The organism is Anaeroglomus insulsum (genome assembly GCF_050689095.1).
Classification (GTDB): Bacteria; Planctomycetota; Phycisphaerae; order Sedimentisphaerales; family Anaerohalosphaeraceae; genus Anaeroglomus; species Anaeroglomus insulsum.
The window spans coordinates 166,394-192,935 of record NZ_JBOGCL010000001.1 but is presented as its reverse complement, the minus strand read 5'-3'; the positions used below and the strand labels follow the sequence as shown (position 1 = coordinate 192,935).

Here is a 26,542-nt window from a genome sequence, read left to right as displayed (position 1 = left end):
TGCCGACTATTGAACCTTCATATTTTGCAGGGCCTGGGCCTGCTGATGAACATGACTCTGCGATAATTCTCCGTCTTTGCCGACGCAAAATTCCACTTCGAGCTTTCGGCCGGATTCCTGATCTTCAAATTCGCAATGCATACGCTGGTTGGTGTCGTAGCTGTATTCCACCCGAATGGGCCTGCCTGCAGGACGCCCGCCGGGCAGTTCAAAAATCTCAGTGGCAATCTTGTTGACAAAGTCGGGGTCTTCGTCTTCGCCCTGGGTAATCATCACCTGCAGTTCGGTCTGATTGTCCGCCATCGTATAAAATGTCTGGGTGGTCGAACAGGGCAGAGGCGTGTTTTTCTTGAGCAGAATGGTATTGCGAACCACATGCCGACCGGTCTGTTCATCCAGCGGTGCACAGATTGTCCCATAGCTGTGATTGCAGACATCTCTGAGCTTGACATCCCGCAGACCGCCGGCAATGCCCTGGGGCACGGCTTCGGGTTTCTCTCGCAGCATGGTCAGGCCGGCATGAATCGAAGCCCCGAGGGCGACGCATTCATCGACATTGACCGCCACTTCCGGAGCAAAGCCGAATTTCTCGGTTAATCGCCGCTGAACCATGGGAATCCGGGTCGATCCGCCGACCAGCAGAATCTTATGGATATCCTTGGGTTTGGATTGGGCCTCATCCAGGGCCACATCAATCAGCATCTCCGTGCGGGCAATCAGCGGCTCTATGGCTTTTTCAAATTGGTCGCGTGTGATTTCAATGCGGACGCTGCCATTGGCTCCATACAGTACTTTCTTGGCACTATTCCGGCGTGACAGGGTCTTTTTGACATCTTCCGCCTCGTCTTCAAATTTGGCCATATCCTGGTCGTTTTGAATCAGCTTGGTGCCGCACTGCTTCTGATATTCCTGTTCGAACAGTTCGATAATTTTGTGGTCAAAATCGATGCCGCCCAGGGCATGGTCGCCCTGGCTGCACAAGATTTTCATATTTTTCCCGTTGACGTCCAGAATGGTAACATCAAAGGTACCGCCGCCCAGATCATACACCAGAACGCGTCCGCTGATATCGTGGCTGGCGGCATAAAACAAGGCTGCCGCTACGGGTTCATTGACAATCCCGATGACGTTCAGCCCGGCCAGTGTGCCGGCATCCATGGTTGCTTTGCGGCGGGTTTCGTCAAAGTGAGCAGGAACAGAGATGACCACATCGGTAATAGGCCCATGTTCCTTTTCGGCATCTTGCTTGAGTTTTTTCAAAATCAGGCTGGAGATTTCCTGCGGCGTCCAGGTATGGTTGTCGATCACTTTGGTCCAGTCGGTTCCCATATGGCGTTTGACAAAACGCACGGCCCGATCGCTGTTGATCTGCCGACTATTGATGGCTTCGATTCCGACTCGCACGCCCCCTTCGTCCTCATCAAAATACACGGCCGAGGCCGTAATACGCTCGCCTTCACTGTTGGGGATTATTTCCGGGCGACCGATAGGATTCAGTATCGCAATCGCTGAGAATGTGGTTCCAAGGTCGATTCCAACAAATTTTGTCATGAGTACACTCCAGTATTGTCAGCCAGGCTATTCAAACAGCTTGACCTGGGCACACCGTACAATTTTCACTTCTTCATCACTAATCAGATATTGATACCCTGGCCGCAGAACACGTGCGATAGTGCCGCTGCGTTCCGGCTGGGAATTGGGTTCTTTGTCATGAATGGCCTCGGCGTAGCGTTCAAGGCCCTTGTAATCGGCCCCGATGTCCGGTTCGAATTGTTCTACGCCGCTGGATTCCAGTGCAAATGTCAATTCATCTCGAATTTCCTCCAGGGATTGAATCTCTTTGTTCTGTTGTCGGGCAATCCGAATACGGTCAGAAATGTTATCAATGCAGCGAATGATACGAAGGCAGAAACGGCGAATCAGCATCCAGTCATAACCGTCCTGCAGCTTTTTCATCTGATCCTGCTGTTTGGCGGCAAACTGGCGAATGGCCGAGACTTCTTCCGTGAGTTCCGATAAGCTGTTCAACACCGGCTCGGTGGTCATCATCAGCGATTCGGCCGACAATGCGTCCCGCTGGGGAGCTGCTGTTGCCAAACCGGATGAATGAGTGGATAACCCGGCCGTTTTACGTGCAGAGCGAATGGATTCAAAATAACCGACGCTTTGCGGAGAAGCCAGCGTTTCGGAGTCCGGCGAGGGGGCATTCTCCGGGCTGATTTCAAGCTTGGGGGTGTCTGCCGTCGGAGAAGGCAGCGTCTTGGTCGTTTTTAAAGGCTCAGCAGTTTTTTGCGATTTGGACACTGGAGTTGGGTCAGCAGGGGGGGCATCCTGTTCCTCTGTTTTGCCAGGCAAGACCAGCTTGACAAGCCAAACCAGGGCAATGGCGATCAAGATTAATATCCCCGCTCCCAGGCAAACCGAGGAAGCGACAATGATCATTTCCCGCGTTTCACGATCGCGGCGGAACTGATCAACCTTATCCTGCCAACCCGGCCCATACATGACCTCGGCCAGCTCTTCAGGAACCGTTTTGCTGCCGTTGGCCAAATGAACCATATCAATGGCAAGCTGCTTATCCTGATTTTGTTCGAGCTGCCGCTGTATTTCCGGTCCCCCATAAATGCCCTGGCCCCAGGGGGTATCATTTTTCTGTTCCGGCTTGAGGGCATTCCATTGCTGATAACTCTGGAGATACTGGTCTGTTTTATCCTGTATCTGGCTTTGCCAGATGCGGATTTGTTCCTGCTGGCGAGCCTGGTTGCTTAAGACAGACCAAAGCCCCACCGCCCCCGGCACGGCAAGCAAAATCGCCCAAATCAGCAATCCTTTTTTACTCATAGGCTATCTTCAGAGTATTTCAGCTCAAATGGCTTTAATGTCTTTTGAGATTACACGGTATCTGTAAAAAGCTTACGTAACGCCAATATATCGGTCAAATCAAGCGTGAGGATAAGAAGGATATTTGGTCAAAAAAGAACGCTGGTGGGCAGGACAGCCGTCCCGGAGCAATATAAGGTCCGATAACTGAAACAGGTCAATCTTTCTAAAACCCTGCGTTATCGGACATGCAAGGCCTATTCCGAAGCGGGCAGGGTATTTAGAAGCTTTTGGGCTTGTTCGGCCCAGAGTGTCCCGGGATGTTGGGTGGTCAGTTGGTTTAGCAAAGCACGGGCCTCGCTCAGAGCTGCCTTTTTGGCATCGGATTGGTTTTGCGTATTTTTCCAGATGCTGATTTTAATAACACCCATTTCATACAGGGCCTGAATCGCAGCATCAGATGTGGGGAATGTCTCGGTAATCTCCTTTAATTTCTGGAATTTTAATGCGCTATCCGGGACAATCAAGGCCTGGGCTAACAGGACATTGTCGCGTAAAGGGTCGGAGATATCGGTTGCCGCCAGCAAAGAGACCAGTTTGCCGTCATAGTCAAGACGATAGGGGTTCAACATCACAAATTCTGCAAGACGCTGTTTGGATTGGGGGGTTGTCCCCTGATTTTCACGGCTGATTAACAGACGCAATCGTTTCAGGCGGAACGTTAAATCCCGCAGTTTCGAGGCTGTCATAATGGTTTTGGCCGGCTGATTAAACGCACTAAACAGACCCGAAGGGGGGCTGGCCGGCTGGCTCTCATTTTTCTGAATTTCTGATGCGATTAAGGAAATGGCTACATCACATAGTTCTTCGGCCTTGTCGAATTTTCCTCGCCCCGCCTCGTGCATGGCAATGCGCCAGCGGGCTTCGAGGGCCTCCGGACTGGACGGGAAGGCGTCATAGAGCTTCTGCCAGATCAGGATGTTTTCATAATACGGATAATCGCTGTAAAAACGCAGGATTTCAGTTTGCCCGAACTGGCGAATATTGGGGGACATTTCCAGCAGTAACGCCTTATTGTATAAGACGATAGGCATCCGAGCGCTTTTGGGCCATTTATCGATAAACCGTTCATATTGTCGAAGCAGCATCTGGCGTTTAGACTGGTACAAAAACGCTTCCGGCAGCTTTTTCTGGATCCACTGTGGCCAGTTTCCATAGACCAGCTGATTTTGGATATCGGTCTTTAGTTTCTCACGCAATTGCAGGGATTCGGCAGGGTAGAAATGGCCCTGAAGCCAGCTTCGAGTGGAGTCATCCTGCATGATTTCATCGAGGGTTTCCGTTAGCGAATGGTCACGGAATTCATCGACTTCCTCAGGGCTTGATCCGGCGACATAAAGCTGATAATCCAGCTCTGAAAATCCGATTTTGTCGTAAAACAGCCATGAGGCCAGTGCCAGCAGCAGCAGGCTGGTCAACCAAACGCCTCCGGGTTTATAGCGGTTGTAATGTCCGATAATCAGAATCACGGCCGCCATAAAGAGGCCCGTCAGCCAGGCATACAGCCAGGGGGCATAAGAAAAGCCCCAGCGAATGGGATCAACGCTTTGATAGCCTCCCCAAATGGCCCAGTAGGCCACCTGCGGTGCCATACATAAGGCCACGGAAATGAATCGGGAGCGGAATCGCAGCGGTCTGCATGCTACGGCAATACAGCTTACCAGCAGAAATACCCCAAACAATCCGAGTCGGGATACCAGCATCACCGACAGAATCATGGGGATACTGTAGCGAAAACTCAAAAGCTGGCTGGTGAGAACCGGTACGGTAGCCTGAATACCCATCAGGATGCCCAGGACTACGATTTGCCATGGATATTCGTAGATGCTCAAGGGCAAATCGACAAACCGCCCGATATTCCAGAATTCAGGTCGGAAAAGCCCCAGCAAACTAACGGATAATTCCTCGCCAATCAACAACCTGCTCCAAAAAAAGCAGGTTGCCAGATAGACAGCGATGGACAGCCCCCAACACAAGTGCACATTGGTGTGACTGTAGTGCAAAGCAGGCCCGGCCGTCATAAACGACTTCGACGGGACGATCTGAGGTTTACTTGAACCGTTTTCTGCCATTACAGTAAAAAGCCGGTTTTGAGGACCGGCTTTGTCTTTTTGAGTTATTTAGGCCGACGGATGCCAGCCGACTGGATCAGGCACTTTCACCGCGAATCATGGCGGCTATTTTCATCAGGCGACTGATATTATCGCGTTCGGCCTCGCTGAGTTTACGATAAATAAATTTAATCTGTTCACCCAGTTCCGGAATAACAACATGTTCCAGCACATTGACGCGACGACGGGTACTCATCAGTTCCGTTGCCAGCAGCTGGGCCTGTTTTTCTTTTTCGGCCAGTTCCATCAGGCTGTCAAAGGCCCGGTTCAGCGCTCGCAGAGCGATATCCAGCTCGCCGCTGGTGCTGCCGAAACCATAGGCTATGATATCGCCTTCGAGCTGCTTGGTCAATAGGGGGACCCGAACGCTCATAATGCTGGCGAAGGAGAGGGCCAGACTGAATTTCGCCGTAGGGACTTCCATAGCCGCTCGAATCTGCTCCGGTTCCATGGTGGCCCGAGCCATCATAAAGCGGCGTGTGGTTTCCAGCAGTTCCTGCTCGACTTTTTGTCGCAATCCCTTCAAAGCTCGGGCGATATTGACCAGTTGGCGGCAAATTTCATCGCGTTTCTGACTGAGCAGTTTATGGCCGCGGACCGCCAGGGCCTGACGACGACGCAGGCCCAGCAATTCCATACGTGTTGCATTGACCGTCTGATTTGATGCCATGGATTAGGACTCCACCGCAGCGGTTTGCTCGGACTTCTTCTGACGGAATCGGGGCATATATTTCTCGATCAGTTTGCTGTCGATACGCTTGAGTTCAACGTTGTCAAACATACTGAGCAATTCCCATCCCAGGTCCAGGGTTTGCTCAATGGTACGATTTTCATAATACCCCTGCGAAATATACCGCCGTTCGAACTGGTTGGCGAAGGTCATAAATTTCTGGTCTTCCGCCGATAATGCGGCCTCGCCCAGAATCGTCGCCAGTTCCTGTGCTTCTTTACCGCGGGCATACGCCGCATAAAGCTGGTTATACAGGTCGGCATGATCCTCGCGGGTTTTGTTTGGCCCAATCCCCTTGTCTTTCAGACGCGACAGGCTCGGCAAGCAATCCACCGGCGGGGCGACGGCCTTACGGTGCAGCGAGCGGCCCAGAATAATCTGGCCTTCGGTAATGTAGCCGGTCAAATCCGGTACGGGGTGGGTCTTGTCGTCTTCCGGCATGGTCAGCACAGGGACCATGGTAATCGAGCCTTTTTTGCCTTTAATGCGGCCGGCCCGTTCATAAATCGTGGCCAGGTCGGTATACAAATACCCCGGATACCCGCGACGGCCAGGTACTTCCTTGCGGGCAGCGCTGATTTCACGCAGCGCTTCGCAGTAGTTGGTCATATCGTTGAGGACCACCAGCACGTGCATATCTTCCTCGAAGGCCAGATACTCGGCACAGGTCAGGGCAACGCGCGGCGTGGCGATACGTTCAATGGCCGGGTCGTTGGCCAGATTGATAAACAGCACGGCACGCTCAATAGCCCCGGTGTTGGTCAGGTCATTAATGAAAAACTGAGCGGCTTCAAACGTGATTCCCATGGCCGCAAATACCACGGCGAACTGTTCCCCCTTGCCGCGGACAGTGGCCTGACGGCAAAGCTGAGCAGTGATTTCATCGTGAGGCAGGCCGGAGCCTGAAAACACCGGCAGCTTCTGGCCGCGGACCAGCGGGTTTAAGCCGTCGATCGTGCTGATGCCGGTCTGGATGAATTCGTTCGGATAGTCGCGGGCATAGGGATTAATCGGGTTGCCGTTGATATTGAGTTTCTTTTTGGGCAGGATGGCCGGGCCATTGTCCTTGGGCACACCGACACCGCTGAAGACACGTCCCAGCATTTCTCGGGAAACCGACAATTCCATCGGTTTGCCCAGAAAACGGACGGTGGTTTGGCTGACATTGATGCCTTCGGTGCCTTCAAAGACCTGGACCAGAACCTTGTCGTTCTGGACCTGCAAAATCTGGCCGTGACGTACCGTACCGTCGCCCAGTTCAATATCCACAATATGTCCGTATTTGGCCATCTCGACGCCTTCAACCAGCATCAGCGGCCCGTAAATTTCAGAAACCGTTTTATATTCTTTTAGCATAGCTTACTCCCGCAGGGTCATTGAATTGATGCGGCTGATTCAACGGCAGAACCGCCATAAAGGCTTTTGATCTGCTGGTCAATTTTATCTTTGATTGCGTGTATTTTCTCTTTTTCAGCATAGTCGATATATTTGCAGCGAGCGATATCTTCCCGAACCGACAGCTTGAAGATATCGGCCGGATCCACGCCGTTTTCGATGGCTGTCAGACCCTGCTGATGGAAATGCAGAATCAGCGAGATCATATCGTACTGCTTGTCGATGGGGGTGTAGGTATCGACCTTGTGGAACGCGTTCTGGTGCAGGAAATCTTCGCGGATGCTTTTGGCGGTTTCCAGGGTCATCCGTTCATTGGGACCGATGGACTCGGCACCGACCAGGCGAACGATTTCAATCAACTGGGATTCCCGTTCCAGCAGTTCCACGGCCTGCTGCATCATCTCTGCAAAATGCTGGCCCTTGGCGGCATCTTCAAAGCAGCCGGGCATATATTGCTTATAAAACGAATAACTGGTCAGCCAGTCGATGGCAGGGAAGTGACGCTGCTGGGCCAGACGGGCCATCAATGACCAGAACACCTTGACCACATGCAGGGTTGCCTGAACCACCGAGTCGGACAGGTCGCCGCCGGGCGGGCTGACGGCCCCGATAATCGACAGGGCCCCTTCCCGCTGCGGACCGCCCAGACACACCACGCGGCCGGCACGTTCATAGAAGGATGCGATACGAGCACCCAGGTAGGCCGGATAACCTTCTTCGGCGGGCATTTCTTCCAGACGCGTGGAGATTTCACGCATGGCTTCGGCCCAGCGGCTGGTACTGTCGGCCATCAGCGCCACCGAATATCCCATATCGCGGAAATACTCGGCCAGTGTGATGCCTGTATAAACCGAGGCCTCACGAGCCGCCACAGGCATATCGGAGGTATTGGCCAGCAGCACCACCCGCTTCATCAGCGGTTCACCGCTGTGCGGGTCTTTCAGTTCGGGGAATTCCTTGAGCACGTCCGTCATTTCGTTGCCGCGTTCGCCGCAGCCGACATAGACGACCACATCCGCATCGACCCATTTGGCCAGCTGGTGCTGAACGACGGTCTTACCGGTACCGAACGGTCCGGGTACACAGGCCGTGCCGCCCTTGGCAATCGGGAAGAACGCATCGATTACACGCTGACCGGTTGTCAGAATCTCGTTGGGATTTAACCGCTGATGAACCCGACGCGGCTGGCGCACGGGCCATTTCTGCATCAGCTTCAGTTCGCTCTTGCCGTCCTTGCCGTTGACATAGCCAATGACTTCATCGACCGTGAAATCGCCTTCCTTGAGGCCTTCCAGCGTGCCGGCAATACCCGGGGGGACCATAATTTTATGCAGGACCAGCGTGGTTTCCTGGACTTCACCGATGATATCTCCGGCAGCAACCTGGGCACCATTCTGGGCGACGGGCTTAAAATGCCATTTGACATCCCGACGCAAACCGGGAATGGCGCTGCCGCGAAGAATAAAGCTGCCCTGCTCCCTGGCCAGCGCATCCAGGGGACGCTGAATGCCATCATAAATACTGGAAATCAACCCCGGCCCCAGTTCCACACTCAGCGGGGCGCCGGTATTGACGACTTTTTCGCCTGGCCCAATACCCACCGTATCTTCATATACCTGGATACTGGCCCGGTCTCCGTGCAATTCCACGATTTCGCCGATCAGGTTGTCGTTACCGACGCGGACGACGTCATACATTCGCGCGCCAAGCATGCCTTCGGCCACCACGACCGGCCCGGCGACTTTAATGATTTTTCCGTTTTGTGCCTCGGCCATTTGTCTAACCTTATGAGTGAATAATTTACCGTTTATCGTTCTTTATCAGGGTCGGAAAACGCCCTCAAGCAGGCGAATTCCGCATAGAGCATTAGTGCAGAATATCGATACCCGTTGCGACTTTCAGCAGCCGGCCCAGGGATTCGGTCGCCACCCCCGACGGTTCGGTGGTGAACGGCACAATCACGACACAGGGCGTTGCTTTTTTCTGAGTGGTATCAAATACAGCCTGAGCATGGCCGGCGATATTTTCGGCGACGACGACCAGGGAGTATTTCTGTTTCAATATCTGTTGGGCTGTCTGAGCGACCTTCTCAGCCTCGGGTTCGGTCGCAAAGGTATCCAGACCCAGTGCCGAAAACGGCATCACAAAATCTGCACTTCCCAAGACAGCTACTTTTCCATCCATACTGTTTTTACTCGTTCTGGAGTGAGCCGCGGCCCACTCGTGATTCGTTCTGTTTTAGTGATTATCCGTGCCAGGTACCAAGCCGATCCAGAATCAGTTTGGCCGACAGCGAATTCTTCTTTCCCATCAAAACCATCCGCACGGCACGTATTTCGGCTTCCTTCATCAGACAGTAAGCGATGACCGGCTGCGGACCGGCGGCAATCTCCCGGGTGCTTTTCAAAAAGCCCATCAGGTAATCCTCACACTGCTGCTCCAGTTTCAGAAAAGACTGTTCTGAACGCAGATAACGCACGCTTTCTTCCACCACATCATAATAGGGGGTCGCAAAAAACAGACTGCCAAGAGATTCATACGGCGCCGACAGCCCCTGAATGAATTTATCCATATCCACAAAACCGCCGGGGAAGAAGAAATCCCGTTCCTCTCGTTGGGCGACTTTAAGCCGCAGCAGCGTGCGCAGGTTATACAAATCCACCTGGATCCGGGACAATGATAAAAGGAAGATGTTGTTAAGCTCCGTGGCCCGTTGGATGCGCCACAGGTACTCCGCCCGGTCGATGCCGTAATCAATCCGGCGTATGTCCTTGTTCTCGTAGTACCCCAAAATGGCTGCCTCGACGGCGTCCTGCAGGTACTCCGGCAGACGTTCATAATTTTCCTGCTGGAGAATATCCTCGAATTCCTCAGCCGGGACGCTGCCTTCATTGCTGTAATCCAGGCCCAGCGGTTTTTCCATCACCAGCCGGCGGATCGCCAGACGCATATTGGCATAGTCTTCCCTCGCCCGCAGCAACTGGACCAGCGATTCATCCAGCATCAGGTCTGCAAACATCGCCCGCACGGCCGTCCGCCGCTCCATGAGCATCTGTTCAATCTGGACGTCGGAGCTGTTGGCTGCAATGGCATATTCGGTGGCACTGAGCTGCTCGGCGGCGGCATTGAAATCCGGCGCGTTGGCCATATCCGACAGCAGCCCGCGCGACAGCATGGACAATTCCATCGCCCGCACCCGGGCCGTGGGATACATATAGTCCCAGTTCTCTGTCCCGACCGGCGGATACCGGTAAAAATCACTGATTGTCAAATCCTCTTGAAGGCTCATTGTGTTTTCGCTTGCCCCGATTATTTGAATAATTCGGCGGTTAACTGCATTTCCATCGCATCACGAAGCTGGGCCACCAGTACGTCCACGCTGGCATTGATCCGAACCTTGCCGCTGGACAGAATGAAGCCGCCGGAGATATCTTCCCGAGTCGGGCTCAGACGTAAATGCCCTTTGCCCTGTCCGGCCAGTTCTCCATTGATGCGGTTGAGAAAGTCCTGGTTAATCCGGCTTTCGTGACGGCCGACGATGACTTCTTCCTGGCCGGTCTGAACCGACTTGTGAAGCAGTCGCTTCATCAGCTCCAGATACTCCCCGTCGGGCATCTGCTCAATGCGCTGCTTGACCCGTGCAAAAAGCTCATCCAGAACCTGAGCCTTGGCGGCCAGCAGTTCGCGGGCATTCTGCATTCGGGCGGCGGCCAGCATGCGGGCCAGCTTGTCCTGACCTGCGGCCTCGGCAGCCTTGCGGGTTTCCTCCGCAAAGATGCCCAGTTCCTGGTCCAGCCGCTGTTTTTCCTTGTCGGCAGCCTCCCGGGCGGCGGCCAGGATCTTGTCCGCCTCGGCCTTAGCCTGCGATATGATCTTTTGTACTACCTGTTCGGCGTTCATAATAGACCTTGTATTAAAGGGCAGATGGATTCGTGATTAGGCGCCGACTTTGATGCCCAGCATCAGCGTCAGCAGCGAAATCAGGAAGCCCAGAATCGCGTACAGCTCGATCATGGCGGCAAACACGACACCGGCCTTGAACGCCAGTTCCGGACGTTTGGCGGCCATCATGATACCCGCGGCACCGGTTCTGCCCTGGTGAATGGCGCTGAGCATGCCCGCAACCGCGACCGGCAGACAGGCGGCCAGAATCTGAAGACCCTGAGCCCACGTCACGGCATACACGGCATCAAATCCGGCGAAGATATTGAGCTTAATCATCACAAACAGCCCAACGACAAAGCCGTAAATACCCTGGGTACTGGGCAGTACGACCAGCAGCATCAGAATACCATACCGTTCGGGTTTTTCGCTCAGAACCGCAGTCGCGCTTTTACTGGCTACGCCAAGACCTATGGAAGAGCCGATACCAGACAGAAACACCGCTATTGCCATACCTGTTAACGCGAATACCAAACCCATGCTTTCCAACATACTCTAAATCCTTTCTTCTTTTATAAGCTCGTGTATATCTTTGCTTGTCTGTTTAATTTTTATCCGCCCTCGACGGATCGATCGTTTTATTTAACCTGAATATGCTTATACTCTTTATGCAGCGGGGCAAAGTCGCGGCCGCCGCCAACGAAAAATTTCGGGAAAAACTCCACAAACTGCAACCGCATCGTATGGACAAACGCGCCCAGTACCGACAGGGCTACATTAAACAAATGTCCACCCACAAACACGACCGCTCCCAGCAGCCAGCCGACATAGGGCACATCGGCGACCAGCTTGACTAAGACATTGATTGCCATTCCAAAACCCGAACCGACCATACCAAGCGCCATCAGACGGGCATAGCTAAGAACGTCGCCCATATAAAAGACGGTGCTGAACAGCTGATATACTCCCAGTCCAATTCGACCGCCCCAGCCAATCCCGCGGGCAGTGAACAGTAAAATTGCCACCGACGTGCAAATTGCGATAATACCGCACGGTTTTGCTAAAAACGCCGGCAACATACCTCCTTTGGAAAGTCCCAGGCACAGCAGGGCGTTCAGATGGATAATCCAGGTCAACTGATCCCAGATGGCTGCGGCAATATCTTTTTTCGCCAGGTTAGCAAAGAAAGCGATAAACAAACCAAACTGAATTTGAAGATACCCAATACCCAACGACAGCAGGAAGAAGGTCATCGGCTGTGTCATCGGGTCAAAGAGCATCAGTTTTTCACGAATACCGTTTAACACGGTTCTTAAAGCCTGTCCTTCCGGGATCAGCGAGGTGATGGAATCCCCAAACCAGCTTCCGGTAATGGCCCCGGCCAGTGTCGTGGTGATACCGCAGACCAAAAGCATCCACAACATCTTTTTGTCACCCTGAGCCTTCCAGACGGCCCAGGCTAATATGGCAACCAGAATCAGGCCATAGCCGCCATCGGCCATGCATAATCCAAAGAATATTGCGAAAAACGGAGCCAGAAACACCGTTGGGTCTATCGAAGAGGGGATTGGCATGCCATACAGCCGTGTGACCGTTTCAAACGGACGGACATACTTGGCATTTTCAATTTCTACCGGGATTTCTTCCCCCTCGGCTGGTTCAATCGGAGCAATATCGGCACCGTCAAACGGCTCAAGCAGTTTGACTAATTGCGGATAATCTTTCTTTTTTACCCAGCCTTCAAAGAAAATGGTTGAATCGGTTGCCGGAGCGGTGGATTGAGTCTGTTTGCGAACCAGAAAATTATGATAATGATCTGCCAGAATTTCCAATTTCAGTCGTTCGGTTGCGATTTCTGTTGCGGTTTTAAAGGCATCTGCCAGTTGGTGTTCGATTTCAGTGATGCGGTGTTGACGCTGGGTAATATTGTCTGCGATGGTCCCTTTAAGCCCCTCGAAGCTGGCGGGTTCAAATTCAAAGGACCGCAGCGCTTTCTGCACATCCTGGGCGACTTCTTTCATACAGAAGACCAGGCAGGGTTGCGCGGTAATGCTGCCGCCGACGGTCTGAACAGCCGCCTGGAATTCTTCAAGTTTTGCGACCGCTCCAGCACAATGCTGTCGGGGCAATATCCCGATGAAGCAGGTCGCGGTTTCCAGGGAGCCGAGCTGTTCGACAGGGGTTTGTAACTCCTTCCAGGGAGAGAGTTTCTGAATTTCTGAATGAAGCGAATCCAGTTGGCTCTGAAATTTATCAATCGCATTCTGTGTGCGTTCGGCTTTATCCAGTAAAATTAAGGCCGAAGACCCCAGCACGATTTCAGTATAGGTCTTTTTATCGATTTCAATCAGAGGTCGCAGGGCCGAACGTCCATCCTTTTGTGTGGCAAAAGGCTTTAAAAACGCAATGGCCTTATCCAGCCGGGCCACCAGGTCTTCAATGTCCTTGGGCCGCTTGGTTTCCATTTCCAGTTCGGGCCATTCTTTGCTGACCATGGCCCGTTCCGCATTGAGAATTTCGATGATGCCGGCATCCTGCAGGACAGACACTATTTGTCCCGCCTGGCTGCGGTGTGCCGCAATCATCACTTTTTGCATGGGGGCTATCGCCATTGTCTATCCCCGTCGTAACCTCGATTCATTTCGAAAACAGGGAATAACCCCTGTTTTATCAATCATTTACGTTGTGCTGTGTGCCGGAATTACAGAATCACAGAAAGTGGTGTTAATTCCACAGCGAGGCCAAAACCTTCCCGGCCAGCTCGTCAATCTTGCTTCGACTGGTGCTCAGCAGAGCATCGCGCTGCTTTTTGCCTTCGGCGGCCAGAGCTTCGACTTCTTTGCGGCCTTGCTGCTGGGCCGCATCGACGGCCTGCTGGATGGCTTTTAGGCGTTGCTCCTGAGCCTGGCGAAGCATATCCGACCGCTGTCGTCTGGTTTGGTCGGCAAGCTCGGTCGCATCCCGTTTGGCTTTGTCCACGATCTCTTTGGCTTGCTGTTCAGCTTCTTTTATTTGTTTGATTAGTTCCATTCCCTAAATCCGGCTTTAATGACTTTTTCCAGACTAAACCTTTTGTTGTTCAAAAAAGAACATTATAGGCTTCGTTGAATACAAGTCCACAAAAAATCACAAATTTATTGTTCAATTTTGCGACAAATTTGTCGCCCGTTATTTCTTCGGGGCCTGTTTTGGAATCAGATTCTTTTGTTCCATAGCGAACAAGACCAGCTCGACCAATTGTTCCTTGCTAAAGACGGAGTTATCGACCAAAAGGTTAAAGGCGGGCAGGCGAGAATTCTGCTTTTCATACATTTCGCGCAGATATTGCCGCTGGCTGTCGATTTCATCAATCCGTGCAGAGGCTTGCTCTTTGCTTAATTGTTCCCGCAGGCAGACCCGGGCGATACGCCATTCCTTGGGTGCCTCAATACGTATGCTCAGACCATTTTCAAGATCTGCTGTGGCTGCCGTGCCGCCCTGTCCGATAATCACGGCATGGCCTTCAAATGCAACGGTGCGCACCATAGCAGTAATGCTTTTGCGAATTTCATAGCCGTCGGGGATATTACTTTTGAGCAAGCCCCGCAGGAAATCTTTGAGCAGACTGGGCTTTGCGACCCGTTCTTTTTCGAGGATTTCCTCGGCCAGGCCGATATCCTGGGCAAGTTGTTTGAGCAATTCTTTATGGTAGAGCTTCCACTTTTTTTCGTCGCAGCGTTCATTGAGCCGTTCGATGAGCAAATTGGCAAACTCCAGCCCGTCGCAGCCGTATTGACGGGAAACGGTAACATAGGGACCGGGTTCTTTCTTTTTGACAATGTCGTCGAGATGTTCCCGGAGATAGGCAGAAATTGATGGCTTATCCATAAGCATATTCCCAATAAGGACCTCTACGTTTGCCTCGACTGCAAAGCAGGCTTTCTACTGAATCGCGTAAAGACTACCGGTTTTTACTGTTATTGTCAATAGAATCTTGCCGGATTTATTTGGGGTTTTCCGGGTGTACGGACAGGAGTTTTTGAGTGGCTATGGCAACGATGTCAGCATGGTCAAAAGCCATCTCCGGCAATTGCCGGACAGCAAACCAGTCTGCCTGATGGGCATCGTCGCCGGCACAGGGCCGCTGGTCGGTCTGACTGATTCCCCAATAGACGACCGTTAGCAGTCTTCCGCGGGGGTCTCTGCCGATGGTGCCGATCGTACAAAGCTGCTGCAAATCGATTCCAACGAGACCTGTTTCCTCTTTTAATTCGCGTGCCGCTGCGTCGTGCAGTTCCTCGTCCAGTTCCAGAAATCCGCCGGGCAAGGCCCATTTTCCCCGAAAAGGCTCGCGTCCCCGCTGAATGAGCAAAATCTCCCAGCCCTGCGGTCTTTGCCGAAAAACGGCCGCATCGACAGTAACCATCGGGCGGGGCCAATCATAGATATAGGTTCCTTTCACAGCCATCGCATTCTCCACAATCGTTGTTTTGTCTTATTGTTGTTCCAATTTCAAAGAAATACAACTGTTGTCTTTACATTTTTATTGGTTATCGTTTACAATACGACCCTTTTAATAAGATAATGTGACACATGGCACAACAAACAGACTATCGGAATATTTTGATCATTAAACCGTCAGCGCTGGGCGATCTGGTATTTGCTCTGCCGGCCCTGGCCACACTGCGTGCGTCATTTCCCCAGGCCCGGATCAGTTGGCTGGTTCGAAATGAGTTTGCACCACTGCTGGAGTGCGTAAGGGGGCTGGATGAAATGGTCCTGTTTGACCGCAAGCTGCTCGGACAATGGTTGTATTCCAGACAGGCCTTCGCGGAATTCAGGTCTTTTTTGAAACGGCTGCGCAAGAGTCGGTTTGATTTGGTTGTGGATCTGCAGGGGTTGTTTCGTACGGCTTTTTTTGCCTGGCAGACCGGATGTCCTCGGCGGTTTGGGATGAGCCAGACCCGGGAAGGGGCATCGCTTTTTTATACCCGTCGAGTGTTGCCGCCGGAGACGTCCATCCATCTGGTGGATTATTATAACAAGATTGTGTCGGAAGCGGGGGCTGGGGTTGTTCGTACAGACTATCCGATAGTCCCGCCAGCCCAGGCGGTCGAGTCGGTCCGGGGCAAGCTGGCTGCTGCGGGGCTGGCTGATAAGTCCTATGCTGTGCTGATTTTAGGGTCTGCCCATGTCAGTAAATGCTGGCCGGTGGAACGATTTGCAGCCACAGCCCGGAGGCTGGCTGCGGAATACGGATTTGCGATAGTTGCAGCCGGCTCCAGGTCGGAACAATCGCTGGCTCAGGCCGTACAACAGAAAGCACAGATGCCGATGGTGTCGCTGGCCGGACAAACTTCAATCCCGGAACTGGTGGCGTTGCTCAAAGGAGCTGGACTGGTCTTATCCAACGATACCGGTCCGGGCCATATTGCTGCGGCGATGGACGTGCCGACGGTAATCATTTTTGGACATACCAATCCCGCACGGGTGGGGCCGTATGGCAAACCCGGCTGGGTGGCGGCAGTGAATGCCTTTGGAAGAGGGCCGGCGATTGAAAATCATGACCCGGCTTACTGCATTACTCAGGTGACCGAATCGATGGTGTGGGACGCGATAAACAGGGTGTTACCATAGCGATGCAAAAATCCAAAATCAAACTTCGAAGCAGACCTTTTCTGCAGCAGTTATTTCGTCCCGCGGTTCGATTTGTGAAGTTCCGCATTCTGCATGTGGACGATACCCCGGATCGGATTGCGCGGGGTGTGGCGATTGGTCTGGTGGTGGCGTTCAGTCCGTTTCTGGGTTTTCACATGATCATTGCGCTGTCTATCGCGACCCTGCTGAAAGCCAACAAGGCCCTGGCGGTTGCGATGGTCTGGCTGAGCAATCCACTGACGCTGCTGCCGGTGTATCTGCCGTCGTATCTGCTGGGGCGTCTGTTGGTCGGCTGGGCGCACCCGGCCTCGAGGATTGACCCGGCCCAGGTGGACGATTTGCTGTCGAGCATCTTTTCACTCAATGCCTTTATGACGCGTGCTCATACGGCAGCATTCTGGCAGGAGGTGGCCAAGGTTTTCGGCAAGATTGGGCTGGAGGTGACCGTCGGCGGTTTTGTGCTGGGTATGCTGGCGGCGATGTTGGGGTATGTTGCAACCTATCAGCTGGTCGTTCGGTATCGGGCAGTCAAAGGCAAGCGGCGTTTTCGACAGAATCAGTAAGCGATTGACACAGACAAAGGGAAAATCATGTTTTTATTCACACCCAAATCGGTTTTGATACTGCTTATTGTGACCGCCATTATTGTGTATTTCTATTCACGAAAAAAATAAGCCCTTTGACCCCGTGTGGGGTAAAGGGCTTGGGCATTATTTTGTCCGGCCAAACCAGGACGGCTCAATATCCGTCGCGATTGAGCACATGCAGCACACTTTTACGGACCTCCTCGAGTTTAAGTCCCATATTCCGCAGGACCTGTGCGCCGGTGCCTTCATTTTCATACAGCAGCCCCAGCAGCAAATGTTCAGAGCCGATGGTCGAATGTTTCAGATAGCGGGCTTCCTGAACCGCATCTTTCAACACATTTTGTGAATGTCGGGTAAAGGGCAGGGTTTCATAATTGCCGTCTTCCGGGCCGGAGCCGTGTCGGACCAATTGTTTGACTTGTTCTTTGACATGCGGCAGATCCACATTGAGCTGGCTGAGGACACTGGCAGCACAGCCATCTTTGACTTCAATGAGACCCAACAGAATATGTTCGGTTCCGATGTGGTCATGACGTAATTTTTGTGCTTCCTGGCGAGCTCGTTCCAAAACGCTTTGTGCATGTTCTGAGTAGTGTTCAAACATGAATTCTCTCCTATAATTGCTGGATGCGTTACTTTTTCCCCGTCAGGGAACTAAAATTTTATACTCGTTTTGTCTGATTTTGTTCGAGGTCAGTCAGACGGTCTTGACCACGCCGTTCAGTCGGGCGGGAATGTACCACGGCAGGGGGGCTTTGTCCACTTGATTTGAAAATTTTTTGCCGGACCTGAAAAAAAGAAGTTTTTGACCACAAAATTGCATCTATCGGTCTTTTTTTGTATGATGCGTATCTGAACAGAAATAACATAATATTGATAAGCAATATCCGGCACAGAAAATGGATAAAATGGTAACGATATTAGGCATAGAGACCAGTTGCGACGAAACCGCCGCAGCGGTGGTTCGCAACGGCAAAGAAATCCTGTCCTCGGTGGTGGCCTCACAGGTCAAGTTGCATGAAAAATACGGCGGTGTCGTGCCGGAAATCGCATCGCGGGCGCATCTGGAAAAGATTCTGCCGGTGGTGCGCGAGGCCATGGAACAAGCCCACGTCGGCCCGGAAGACCTGTCGGCGGTGGCGATTGCCAATCAGCCGGGACTGGCAATTGCCCTGATGGTAGGGGTCACTGCGGCCAAGACGCTGGCCTTTGGCTGGAATAAGCCGCTGGTGGCGATTAATCATCTCCACGCCCACCTGCAATCCGCCCTGATATCGGCAGAACACATCCAATTACCCGCAGTGGCCCTGATTGTGTCCGGCGGACATACCAGCCTGTATGAGGCCCAGTCTGCCCTGGAGCTGAAGCTGCTGGGGTCAACCATAGACGACGCGGCAGGCGAGGCCTTCGATAAGGTGGCAACGATCCTGAACCTGCCGTACCCGGGCGGCCCGAATATCGAAAAGACCGCCCGACAGGGTAATCCCAGGGCGATTGATTTTCCGCGGTCGCTGCTGGATGGCCAGTCGCTGGATTTCTCGTTTAGCGGGCTTAAGACCGCTGTGCTGTATTATTGTCAGGGACAGGATATGAGCGGTCAGAACCGCGTTGCCACGATGAGTCCGCAGGAAATCGCCGACGTTGCCGCCTCGTTTCAGCAGGCGGTGATCGACACGCTTGTTATCAAGACCCGCCGGGCCGCCAAACAGATTGGTGCCAAGACCGTCCTGATGGGCGGGGGAGTGGCAGCTAACTCGACCCTGCGTGAGGCGATGCAGCAGATGTGCGACAAACACCGCCTGACCCTGCTGGTGGCTCCCAAGCCCTTATGCACTGACAACGCGGCCATGGTGGCCTCGCTGGCCTATTACAAATACCAGGCCGGGCAGTTCGCAGGCCTCGACCTCGAACCTCTGGCAACCAGTTAAACGATAGTCCCCGTAAACCCGGTGCAAAGGCAGAGTTTTGTTGCACCTTTTTCACAGGTTTTGCAAAAATGCCAACGATAGACAGGGAGTGTAGCTTGGCATCGTTGATGAGGATGGATTATTATGATAATAATCCATAGATGCCAAGGCGTTTTGGCGTCGTTGAGAGATTGAGCTGAAAATCCAACGATGCCAAAAAGCCCAACGGTGCCAACCTTTACTCCCCCCCCTAAAACGTGGCATCTTTGCCAAAAGTCGTTCCGTTTTCACAATAAACTCGGGCTGTAAGGGTTCCGCTGGAACGGATGTTTCTGGTTTAGGATGGACATGGAAGGGCAAATGCAGTATAGTACAGTACAGTTTATGGATAGATTACCTAACGCATAGATTCAGGGAGTTTACTATGAAACATGGAGTCATTCTGTCGGGTTTAGTGGGGATATTTATTCTGTTTTCTGCGGCTGGCATCTGTCAGACCACCTTTACCATTTCCGCAGACAAGCCCGGCCCGCAGATTTCCCCGACGATGTGGGGGATTTTCTTTGAGGACATCAATTTCAACGGCGACGGCGGCCTGTATGCTGAGCTGGTGAAAAATCGCTCGTTCGAATTTCCCAAGACGATGATGGGCTGGCGACCGATTCAGGGCGGACAAGCGGCAGGCAAATGGACTATTGCCGAAGGCCAGGACCCGCTGAATGCGGCGAATCCGAACTATCTGCGTCTGGACGTCCAGAATCCCGGTGAAGGTTTCGGTATGGCGAATGAAGGCTTCCGTGGTATAGGGATTAACAAGGGAGACAAATACTACTTTTCGGTGTTTGCCCGCTCTGCTTCGGGGATGTCGCTGAAGGTGGAAGTGGTTGCCGCCGACGGCAGAAAGCTGCTGGAAGGGACCCTCGACAATATTACCGGCGGCTGGAAGAATTATCACTGCCTGATGACGGCAACCGAGACCGATGCCAAAGCGACTTTGAACCTGCTGGCAACGAAGGCCGGGACGGTGGATTTGGATATGATTTCGCTGTTTCCGGAGAATTCAGCACAACAGATGGCGGGTCGGCCTGTGCCGGGACTTCGCAAGGATGTGGTTGCGATGCTGGCAGCCCTGAAGCCCGGGATTTTCCGTTTCCCCGGCGGATGCATTGTGGAAGGACGCGACCTGGACACTCGCTATCAGTGGAAAAACACCATCGGTGATATCAACGAACGCAAGCTGATTATCAACCGCTGGAATACCGAATTCAAGCATCGCCCGACGCCGGATTATTTTCAATCGTTTGGGCTGGGTTTCTATGAATATTTTCTGCTCAGCGAGCAAATCGGGGCCGAGCCGCTGCCGATTCTGAATTGTGGTATGGCCTGCCAGTTCAACACGGGTCAGCTTGTTCCGATGGACCAGCTTCAGCCCTATGTGCAGGATGCACTGGATTTGATCGAGTTTGCCAATGGCCCGACCGATAGTGAATGGGGCAAAAAGCGGGCGGCGATGGGACACCCCGAACCGTTCAAGATGAAGTATCTGGGCGTGGGCAATGAGCAGTGGGGGCCGCAGTATGTCGAGCGGTATAAGGTTTTTGCCAAGGCCCTCAAAGAGAAATATCCTGAAATTCAACTGATTGCTGCCACCGGCTCTGATCCGGCGATTTTTCCCAATGGCGATAATGAGGTGAAGTATTTGTGGGGACAGTGGCGTCTGCTTAAGCCGGATATTGTGGATGAGCATTTCTATCGCAAGCATACCTGGTTTTCCGAGAATGCCTCCCGGTATGACAGCTACGCCCGCCATGAGCCCAAGGTCTTTGTGGGTGAGTATGCCGCGATGAGCCACGGCGTCGGCAATCCGGACAATCGCAATAATCTGGAATGCGCCCTGGCCGAAGCGGCCTTTATGACCGGGCTGGAACGCAATGCCGATGTGGTGGTGATGACGGCCTATGCTCCGCTGGCGGGGCATCTGGATGCCTGGCAGTGGAAACCCAATTTAATCTGGTTTGACAATCTGACGGTGTACGGCACACCCAACTATTATGTGCAGAAGCTGTTCAGCACCAATCGCGGCGATAGTGTGATGCCGGTTAAGCTGGATTCGACCGAAGGCACGCTGTTTGTCACGGCCTGTCGGGATAAAGCTGCTGGCCAGGTGATTATCAAGGTGGTCAATATTGCCGGCCAGCCGATGGAAGCAACGGTCGATTTGCAGGGTGTCGGGCTTGTTGACAGTCAGGGTCAGGTGACGGTTCTGGCCGGTCAGCCGGCGGATGAAAACTCCGTTGAGGCTCCGACCAAAGTTGCGCCCGTCAGCGACACCATGACCCATGCCGGGTCCAGGTTCACCTATACCTTCAAGCCCTATTCTTTGACAGTGCTGCGGCTGACAGTCAAATAGCCGCTATCGGATTATTCGTTTAACGATTGACGATTGGCGCTGGCCGAGGTACGATTGATGTCAAATCAATCAGAACTCGAATAGCGTTAATCGTCTTTTTTTATGGATCGCAAGCAGCTTGCACAGATATTGGAAGATGTCAAGGCCGGACGGCTGGATGTTCATGCGGCGGTGGAGATGCTCCGTCATTTGCCGTATGAGCCGATGGGATTTGCCTGTCTGGATCATCATCGTCAGATTCGCTGTGGATTTCCGGAAGTGATTTACTGTCCGGGCAAGACGCCCGAACAGACGGCCCGGATTTTCGAGACACTGGCCAAAAAGGGTAACAATATCATCGCCACCCGTGCCCAGCGGTCGTTTTATGACCAGGTGCAGTCGGCGACGACGCTGTCCCTGCGATATGAACCTGCCGCACGGATGATTATCCTCGAACAGGCTCCCCTGCAGACCACGACCGGCTATATTGCGATTGTTACGGCCGGTACGGCGGATTTGCCCGTGGCGGCGGAGGCCGAGTGGACTGCCCGGATGCTGGGCCAGCAGGTTAAGACGATATGTGATGTGGGAGTGGCGGGGCTGCATCGGCTGCTGGAGCATATCCCGACATTGCAGCAGGCGGCGGTGGTGATTGTGATTGCCGGGATGGAAGGGGCGCTGGCCAGTGTGGTTGGCGGCCTGGTCGATTGCCCGGTGATTGCAGTGCCTACCAGCGTGGGCTATGGGGCAAGCTTCGACGGTCTGGCAGCACTGCTGGCCATGCTCAACAGTTGTGCCTCCGGTGTGACCGTCGTCAATATCGACAACGGCTTCGGCGCTGCGTACTCCGCCAGTTTGATTAACATGAAAATCGAAAGGACGCTGAGTCGATAAAAACCACAGATTTCCCAGATTGCGCACAAGACAAAGTTTACACTCTCTTTATTGTTCGTAATTCATGGATTATGTGGGGGCCGAAAGCGATTTGGCAAGATAGACGTGTCTGGCAATGAACGGCAATAACCGGCAAGAGTAACCGCCCAGGGACACCATGTTTATGCAGAAAATCACAGCAATTCCAAAATTAACTCCCCGGCCTGCGGATGGGCATAAGGGGCTGTTTGGCAAGATTCTGATTGTTGGTGGGGCAGTGGGGTTTTCGGGGGCGGCGGCCCTGGCGGGCAGGGCGGCCCTGCGCAGCGGGGCGGGTCTGGTGCGGGTGGCTGTGCCGGAGCCGATTCTGCCGGTGGTGGCTTCGCTGGAACCCTGCTATACGACGATTCCGCTGGCAGCGGATGTGGATGGGCGAATAGCCTCCGAAGCGGCGGGAGTCGTTCTTCGACAGGCTGGACAAAATGACGTGACGGCCTTTGGTCCGGGGGCAGGGCTTGCGCCGGGGGTGTCGGATGTCCTGGGGGAACTTATGCAAATGGATAATCTACGTCTGGTTGTGGATGCAGACGGTCTCAATACGTTGGCTGGACTGGGTAAAAGCTGGGTGCAGAAGAAAAAGGCATCGATGATTTTGACTCCGCACCCCGGCGAGATGGCCCGGCTGTGGAAATCCCTGTTCCGCACGGCAATGCCGGCCTGTCGGACAGAGCAGGCAGTCGCGGTTGCCGATGTAACCAGCAGTATCGTTGTTCTAAAAGGGGCTGGGACAGTGGTAACTGATGGCAAGCAAGTCTATATCAATACCACCGGTAATCCCGGGATGGCGACGGCGGGGGCGGGCGATGTGCTGACGGGGGTGATAGCGGCCCTGGCCGGACAGGGACTCAATGATTTCGATGCAGCCGTTCTGGGGGTGTATCTACATGGCCTGGCGGGGGACATTGCAGTGCAGGATATCGGGCAAGTCAGCCTGATAGCGACCGATTTGATTGAGGGGTTGCCCAAAGCATTCCTGAAAACAGAGCGGTCTTGACCATAAAATCGTGCTGGGTCTGTTTTTTCAGCAACAAAAGCCCATGGGGAATAGTCTAATTGAGTGTGTAAATGTGGCGGCAGTACGATTTGGATAAGAACAAACGGCATTTCAAGCAGTAGAAGTACACAGGGAAAATCTGTGTATAAACGCCGAATCCAAGCGTATTCGTCCCCAATCCCTCTGCATACTGCAATTTCTTGCAGTAATTGTTTGACGGGGTTAAACCCTTGACATAATATGTACGATTTACGGCGTCAGCCAGCAAAAGATAAAGCGGCTGATGCCGGCGTATGTGAGAGTGATAGAAGTTGTTTTGTTGCAATGATTTAATATTCTAAAGCAGGAGAATCCTTTGCAGGGCTGTAAAGGTCTGATAATCAGGATGTGCTTGCTGGCAGGCTTGATCTGCTCGGCTGGTTTTGCGCAAACCACCGAGGAAGATTTGTTTGTGGATAATCTCAACGAAGTGATTGTCGAGAATGAAAATGCCCGGCAATTACGAATTTACAGTGATGCCCTGATGCAGGGTGTCAGCGATACGATCCGCCTGGATGCGGCGATGGGGCTGCTGATTCGCAAAGACAAGGAATCTCGCGATGTGCTGATTGAGGCTCTCGGGGCCAAAGACAATATCCCGGCGCGGATGGCGGTTTGTCGGGCGTTGATTAAGGGACGCAGTCTTGGTGCAGCGGTGGGGTCGCTGGACATGTTTTTAGTCCCGTTGATCGATACATTGAAAAGTACCGACGTTGCGCTGGCTCGTCTGGGGGCTGAGGCATTGCTGGTGTATCGGTTTGACCAGGTGGGCACCCCGCTGTTCGATCTGGTCCGTTCGACGACGGCCGAGAAGCAGGCCCGCCTGAGCGGGATTTATGCCCTTCAGCTTCGGACCGAACCCGAAGCCCTGCGGTATTTGATTCAACTGCTCGACGACACCGACCCCGAAATTGTACGCGGGGCGGAGCTGGCGCTGCAGGAAGTATTTGGCGTGCCGGTGGGGACAGGAAAACAGGTCTGGGAGAAAATCCTTCAGGAAATCAATCAGAAAGATCCCGCGGATATTCGTCGGGAACGTCTGCTTCGTCAAGAAACCCGTCTGCGTGAGGTTCAGGCCGAGCGTGACCGCTGGCAGAGATTGTACCTGACTGCCCTTGATAAGGAGTTTGAGCTGGTAGAAGCAGCGGCCAAGACCCCGTATTTACTGGATAAGCTGAGTTCGGATTTACCCGCGATTCGCCTGTGGGCTTTGGATAAAGTCCAGCGATTTCAAACCGATGCTGCGGCAGGATTACGTGACAGGCTCTTGCAGATGTTGGCCGATGAAAACCGTCAGGTTAGGCTTGCCACTGCGAAAGTCTGGAGTACGATGAGTGCCCTGAATCCTGCAGAAAGGCTGATGGAAAGGTATAAAGAGGAGACGGATCCACAAGTGGCTGTGGCGCTTTTTGAAGCCCTCGGTGAAGCCTGCTTTTTTGCCTTTTCGCCGGGTTCAAAAGTGGTATTGTCGCCGGAATTCAAGACCCAGACGATGCTGATTGCCGATAGTTATGCCTCTAAAGATGATCCGGAAATGGCTAAAAAAGGCGCAGAAGTCTTGCGTAAGCTGCTGGAATTGGATGGTTTGACGCCCAAGGAGGCAACGAAATATCTGGAGACCATTAAGAATCGATATTTGCAGGAGACGGACAAAAAGGGTCCGGTTCGCGGGGATTTGCTGGCCATTATGGCACGGCTTTGCAATCAAGGGAGTCAAAAGGCAATAGCAGTCAAACTGTATCGACAAATATTTGAGGATGTATTACGCAATCACGACGAAAATAGTCTTGTTCGGCAGGCTGCAGCGGCGGGAATGGTCAGTGTGGATCCCACGGCAGCGATGAAGTTATTCCGCGAATTGAATATCAATACTGATAATAGCCCGACGGTGCGATTGATCGTGATTAATCAGGCCGGTCAGAATGGGACTATTGAAGATTTGGCATGGTTGACCGGCCAGTTGGGTTTGAATGGTGAGGGGGAATTGGCATGGACAGCAATCGTCGAGATTCTAAAACGGCAGGATGCAAAGGTGATTGCGGAGTGGTCGGATCGTCTTGCGCAGAATCCTTCCGTCGGGGACCAGATACGGGAGGTGCTGGAGTTGGCCGAGCAGAAAGCTGAGGCACAGAAGGAAGGGGATTTGTTGTGCGATTTGCAGGTTCGACTGCTGAAATGGCATCTTGGCAAAGGGTCTTATGAACATGTCGCTGCCTATCGCGAGAAACTGCTGCTCAATACTATGGCCAACAATGACATTAAAAAGGATGCGATTGTTCAAACTAATGCCTATGCAGTAGAAGCCTATCTTCAATTGCGACAATATTCAAAAACTGCCGATGTGGTCAGTGGGATGTTGCGTGATAATACGTTGAACGATAAATCTGAAATAGTGGACATGATAAATTCCTATTTTGTCTCTGAAAAGATTGCAACTGACGATAAATCCAGTTTGTTGAATTCTCTGCTGGAGATATCCATTACTTCACGGCAACGATGGTGGCAAGACAGGTTGGAACAATGGCGGGGGCTGATCGCTTTAAAGTCGACTTAATCGGTCCGTTAAGCAGTGTGCAGCACGTCGAATATGATTTTTGTCTTGTGGATAAGATATAGAGGGAATGTGTGGTCTATTGTTAGTTGAGTTATGTTGTCTGGTATTAGGGGTATAAGAGGGTAAAAAATTAATAATTTTTGGTTTTTTTGTGATTTTTCTGATTGCAGTTCGGCGTTGAGGTTTATATACTCTTTCCTTTACTATAGAGGCGGCACAGGGAGTCCCTGTTTTCATGATTGCGGTCTACCGAGGCGGCAGGGAGGACGGTGTCGTTATTTGGCTGGTTGTCGGCGGCAGACTGAAGCCTGCCGGTCAACTCACAATGGATGTGAATTGCTGCTGTAGCTCAGTCGGTAGAGCGCGTCCTTGGTAAGGACGAGGTCATGGGTTCAAATCCCATCAGCAGCTAAAGTAAATTGGCGTGTCTGGGCGGCTCTGTGAGGCCATGACGAGGTCGCTCAGAATAACGAGAAACGTAAACAGCGAATATATTAGAACATT

Annotated in this window: 22 protein-coding genes and 1 tRNA gene; 8 read left to right on the top strand and 15 right to left on the bottom strand. The window is 52.7% G+C overall.

The window, feature by feature from the left end; genetic code table 11:
• Positions 1-6: 6 nt before the first annotated feature.
• The 14 genes from ACQ9LF_RS00820 to ACQ9LF_RS00755 all read right to left on the bottom strand — a co-directional run bounded on the left by ACQ9LF_RS00820 (position 7) and on the right by ACQ9LF_RS00755 (position 15,445).
• On the bottom strand, positions 7-1,551 hold the full coding sequence (locus tag ACQ9LF_RS00820) for an Hsp70 family protein (protein WP_462487459.1): 1,545 nt from the start codon (positions 1,549-1,551) through the stop codon (positions 7-9).
• 27 nt (positions 1,552-1,578) lie between these two features.
• The gene (gene grpE / locus ACQ9LF_RS00815) at positions 1,579-2,841 is read right to left on the bottom strand and encodes a nucleotide exchange factor GrpE (protein ID WP_462487458.1); all 1,263 of its coding nucleotides are present in this window, start codon (positions 2,839-2,841) and stop codon (positions 1,579-1,581) included.
• A gap of 236 nt (positions 2,842-3,077) precedes the next feature.
• Positions 3,078-4,952, bottom strand: a complete 1,875-nt coding sequence (locus ACQ9LF_RS00810; RefSeq protein WP_462487457.1) for a tetratricopeptide repeat protein — start codon at positions 4,950-4,952, stop codon at positions 3,078-3,080.
• Between the two features lie 76 nt (positions 4,953-5,028).
• Positions 5,029-5,661, bottom strand: a complete 633-nt coding sequence (locus ACQ9LF_RS00805) for a V-type ATP synthase subunit D (protein WP_462487456.1) — start codon at positions 5,659-5,661, stop codon at positions 5,029-5,031.
• 3 nt (positions 5,662-5,664) lie between these two features.
• The gene (locus ACQ9LF_RS00800) at positions 5,665-7,077 is read right to left on the bottom strand and encodes a V-type ATP synthase subunit B (protein WP_462487455.1); all 1,413 of its coding nucleotides are present in this window, start codon (positions 7,075-7,077) and stop codon (positions 5,665-5,667) included.
• Between the two features lie 17 nt (positions 7,078-7,094).
• Positions 7,095-8,891 (bottom strand): V-type ATP synthase subunit A, encoded by a 1,797-nt coding sequence (locus tag ACQ9LF_RS00795; protein ID WP_462487454.1) that lies wholly within the window; start codon positions 8,889-8,891, stop codon positions 7,095-7,097.
• A 91-nt stretch (positions 8,892-8,982) separates the two neighbouring features.
• The gene (locus tag ACQ9LF_RS00790; RefSeq protein ID WP_462487453.1) at positions 8,983-9,300 is read right to left on the bottom strand and encodes a V-type ATP synthase subunit F; all 318 of its coding nucleotides are present in this window, start codon (positions 9,298-9,300) and stop codon (positions 8,983-8,985) included.
• Between the two features lie 61 nt (positions 9,301-9,361).
• On the bottom strand, positions 9,362-10,405 hold the full coding sequence (locus tag ACQ9LF_RS00785) for a V-type ATPase subunit (RefSeq protein WP_462487452.1): 1,044 nt from the start codon (positions 10,403-10,405) through the stop codon (positions 9,362-9,364).
• 20 nt (positions 10,406-10,425) lie between these two features.
• Positions 10,426-11,016, bottom strand: a complete 591-nt coding sequence (locus tag ACQ9LF_RS00780; protein ID WP_462487451.1) for a V-type ATP synthase subunit E — start codon at positions 11,014-11,016, stop codon at positions 10,426-10,428.
• A 36-nt stretch (positions 11,017-11,052) separates the two neighbouring features.
• Positions 11,053-11,550, bottom strand: a complete 498-nt coding sequence (locus ACQ9LF_RS00775) for a V-type ATP synthase subunit K (protein ID WP_462487450.1) — start codon at positions 11,548-11,550, stop codon at positions 11,053-11,055.
• Positions 11,551-11,636: 86 nt separating this feature from the next.
• Positions 11,637-13,610, bottom strand: coding sequence for a V-type ATP synthase subunit I (locus tag ACQ9LF_RS00770; RefSeq protein WP_462487449.1), 1,974 nt, complete (start codon positions 13,608-13,610; stop codon positions 11,637-11,639).
• 112 nt (positions 13,611-13,722) lie between these two features.
• Positions 13,723-14,028 (bottom strand): hypothetical protein, encoded by a 306-nt coding sequence (locus ACQ9LF_RS00765; RefSeq protein ID WP_462487448.1) that lies wholly within the window; start codon positions 14,026-14,028, stop codon positions 13,723-13,725.
• A gap of 138 nt (positions 14,029-14,166) precedes the next feature.
• Positions 14,167-14,865, bottom strand: a complete 699-nt coding sequence (locus ACQ9LF_RS00760; protein WP_462487447.1) for a cytidylate kinase-like family protein — start codon at positions 14,863-14,865, stop codon at positions 14,167-14,169.
• Between the two features lie 115 nt (positions 14,866-14,980).
• Positions 14,981-15,445: an NUDIX domain-containing protein gene (locus ACQ9LF_RS00755; protein ID WP_462487446.1), complete on the bottom strand. Its 465-nt coding sequence runs from the start codon at positions 15,443-15,445 to the stop codon at positions 14,981-14,983.
• 125 nt (positions 15,446-15,570) lie between these two features.
• Here ACQ9LF_RS00755 and waaC point away from each other — a divergent pair, with 125 nt between their 5' ends.
• Both waaC and ACQ9LF_RS00745 read left to right on the top strand, forming a co-directional pair.
• Positions 15,571-16,614 carry a lipopolysaccharide heptosyltransferase I gene (waaC, locus tag ACQ9LF_RS00750; protein ID WP_462487445.1) on the top strand — a complete coding sequence of 348 codons (1,044 nt, stop codon included), beginning with the start codon at positions 15,571-15,573 and terminating at the stop codon, positions 16,612-16,614.
• Positions 16,584-17,198 (top strand): DUF2062 domain-containing protein, encoded by a 615-nt coding sequence (locus tag ACQ9LF_RS00745; protein WP_462487444.1) that lies wholly within the window; start codon positions 16,584-16,586, stop codon positions 17,196-17,198. Before waaC ends, ACQ9LF_RS00745 begins: the two co-directional genes overlap by 31 nt.
• A 175-nt stretch (positions 17,199-17,373) precedes the next feature.
• On the opposite strand, the gene ACQ9LF_RS00740 is transcribed toward ACQ9LF_RS00745, so the two are convergent.
• Positions 17,374-17,826, bottom strand: coding sequence for a Clp protease N-terminal domain-containing protein (locus ACQ9LF_RS00740; RefSeq protein WP_462487443.1), 453 nt, complete (start codon positions 17,824-17,826; stop codon positions 17,374-17,376).
• 304 nt (positions 17,827-18,130) lie between these two features.
• Between ACQ9LF_RS00740 and tsaD the strand changes: the two genes are divergently transcribed.
• The 6 genes from tsaD (at position 18,131) to ACQ9LF_RS00710 (ending at position 26,449) form a co-directional block, all read left to right on the top strand.
• The gene (gene tsaD, locus ACQ9LF_RS00735; RefSeq protein ID WP_462487442.1) at positions 18,131-19,150 is read left to right on the top strand and encodes a tRNA (adenosine(37)-N6)-threonylcarbamoyltransferase complex transferase subunit TsaD; all 1,020 of its coding nucleotides are present in this window, start codon (positions 18,131-18,133) and stop codon (positions 19,148-19,150) included.
• A 403-nt stretch (positions 19,151-19,553) separates the two neighbouring features.
• Positions 19,554-21,539 carry an alpha-L-arabinofuranosidase C-terminal domain-containing protein gene (locus ACQ9LF_RS00730; RefSeq protein ID WP_462487441.1) on the top strand — a complete coding sequence of 662 codons (1,986 nt, stop codon included), beginning with the start codon at positions 19,554-19,556 and terminating at the stop codon, positions 21,537-21,539.
• 102 nt (positions 21,540-21,641) lie between these two features.
• On the top strand, positions 21,642-22,412 hold the full coding sequence (gene larB / locus ACQ9LF_RS00725) for a nickel pincer cofactor biosynthesis protein LarB (RefSeq protein WP_462487440.1): 771 nt from the start codon (positions 21,642-21,644) through the stop codon (positions 22,410-22,412).
• Positions 22,413-22,575: 163 nt separating this feature from the next.
• Positions 22,576-23,445, top strand: coding sequence for an NAD(P)H-hydrate dehydratase (locus ACQ9LF_RS00720; protein WP_462487439.1), 870 nt, complete (start codon positions 22,576-22,578; stop codon positions 23,443-23,445).
• 355 nt (positions 23,446-23,800) lie between these two features.
• Positions 23,801-26,038, top strand: a complete 2,238-nt coding sequence (locus ACQ9LF_RS00715; protein WP_462487438.1) for a HEAT repeat domain-containing protein — start codon at positions 23,801-23,803, stop codon at positions 26,036-26,038.
• Positions 26,039-26,376: 338 nt separating this feature from the next.
• Positions 26,377-26,449: transfer RNA gene (locus tag ACQ9LF_RS00710), tRNA-Thr, on the top strand.
• Positions 26,450-26,542 lie beyond the last annotated feature (93 nt).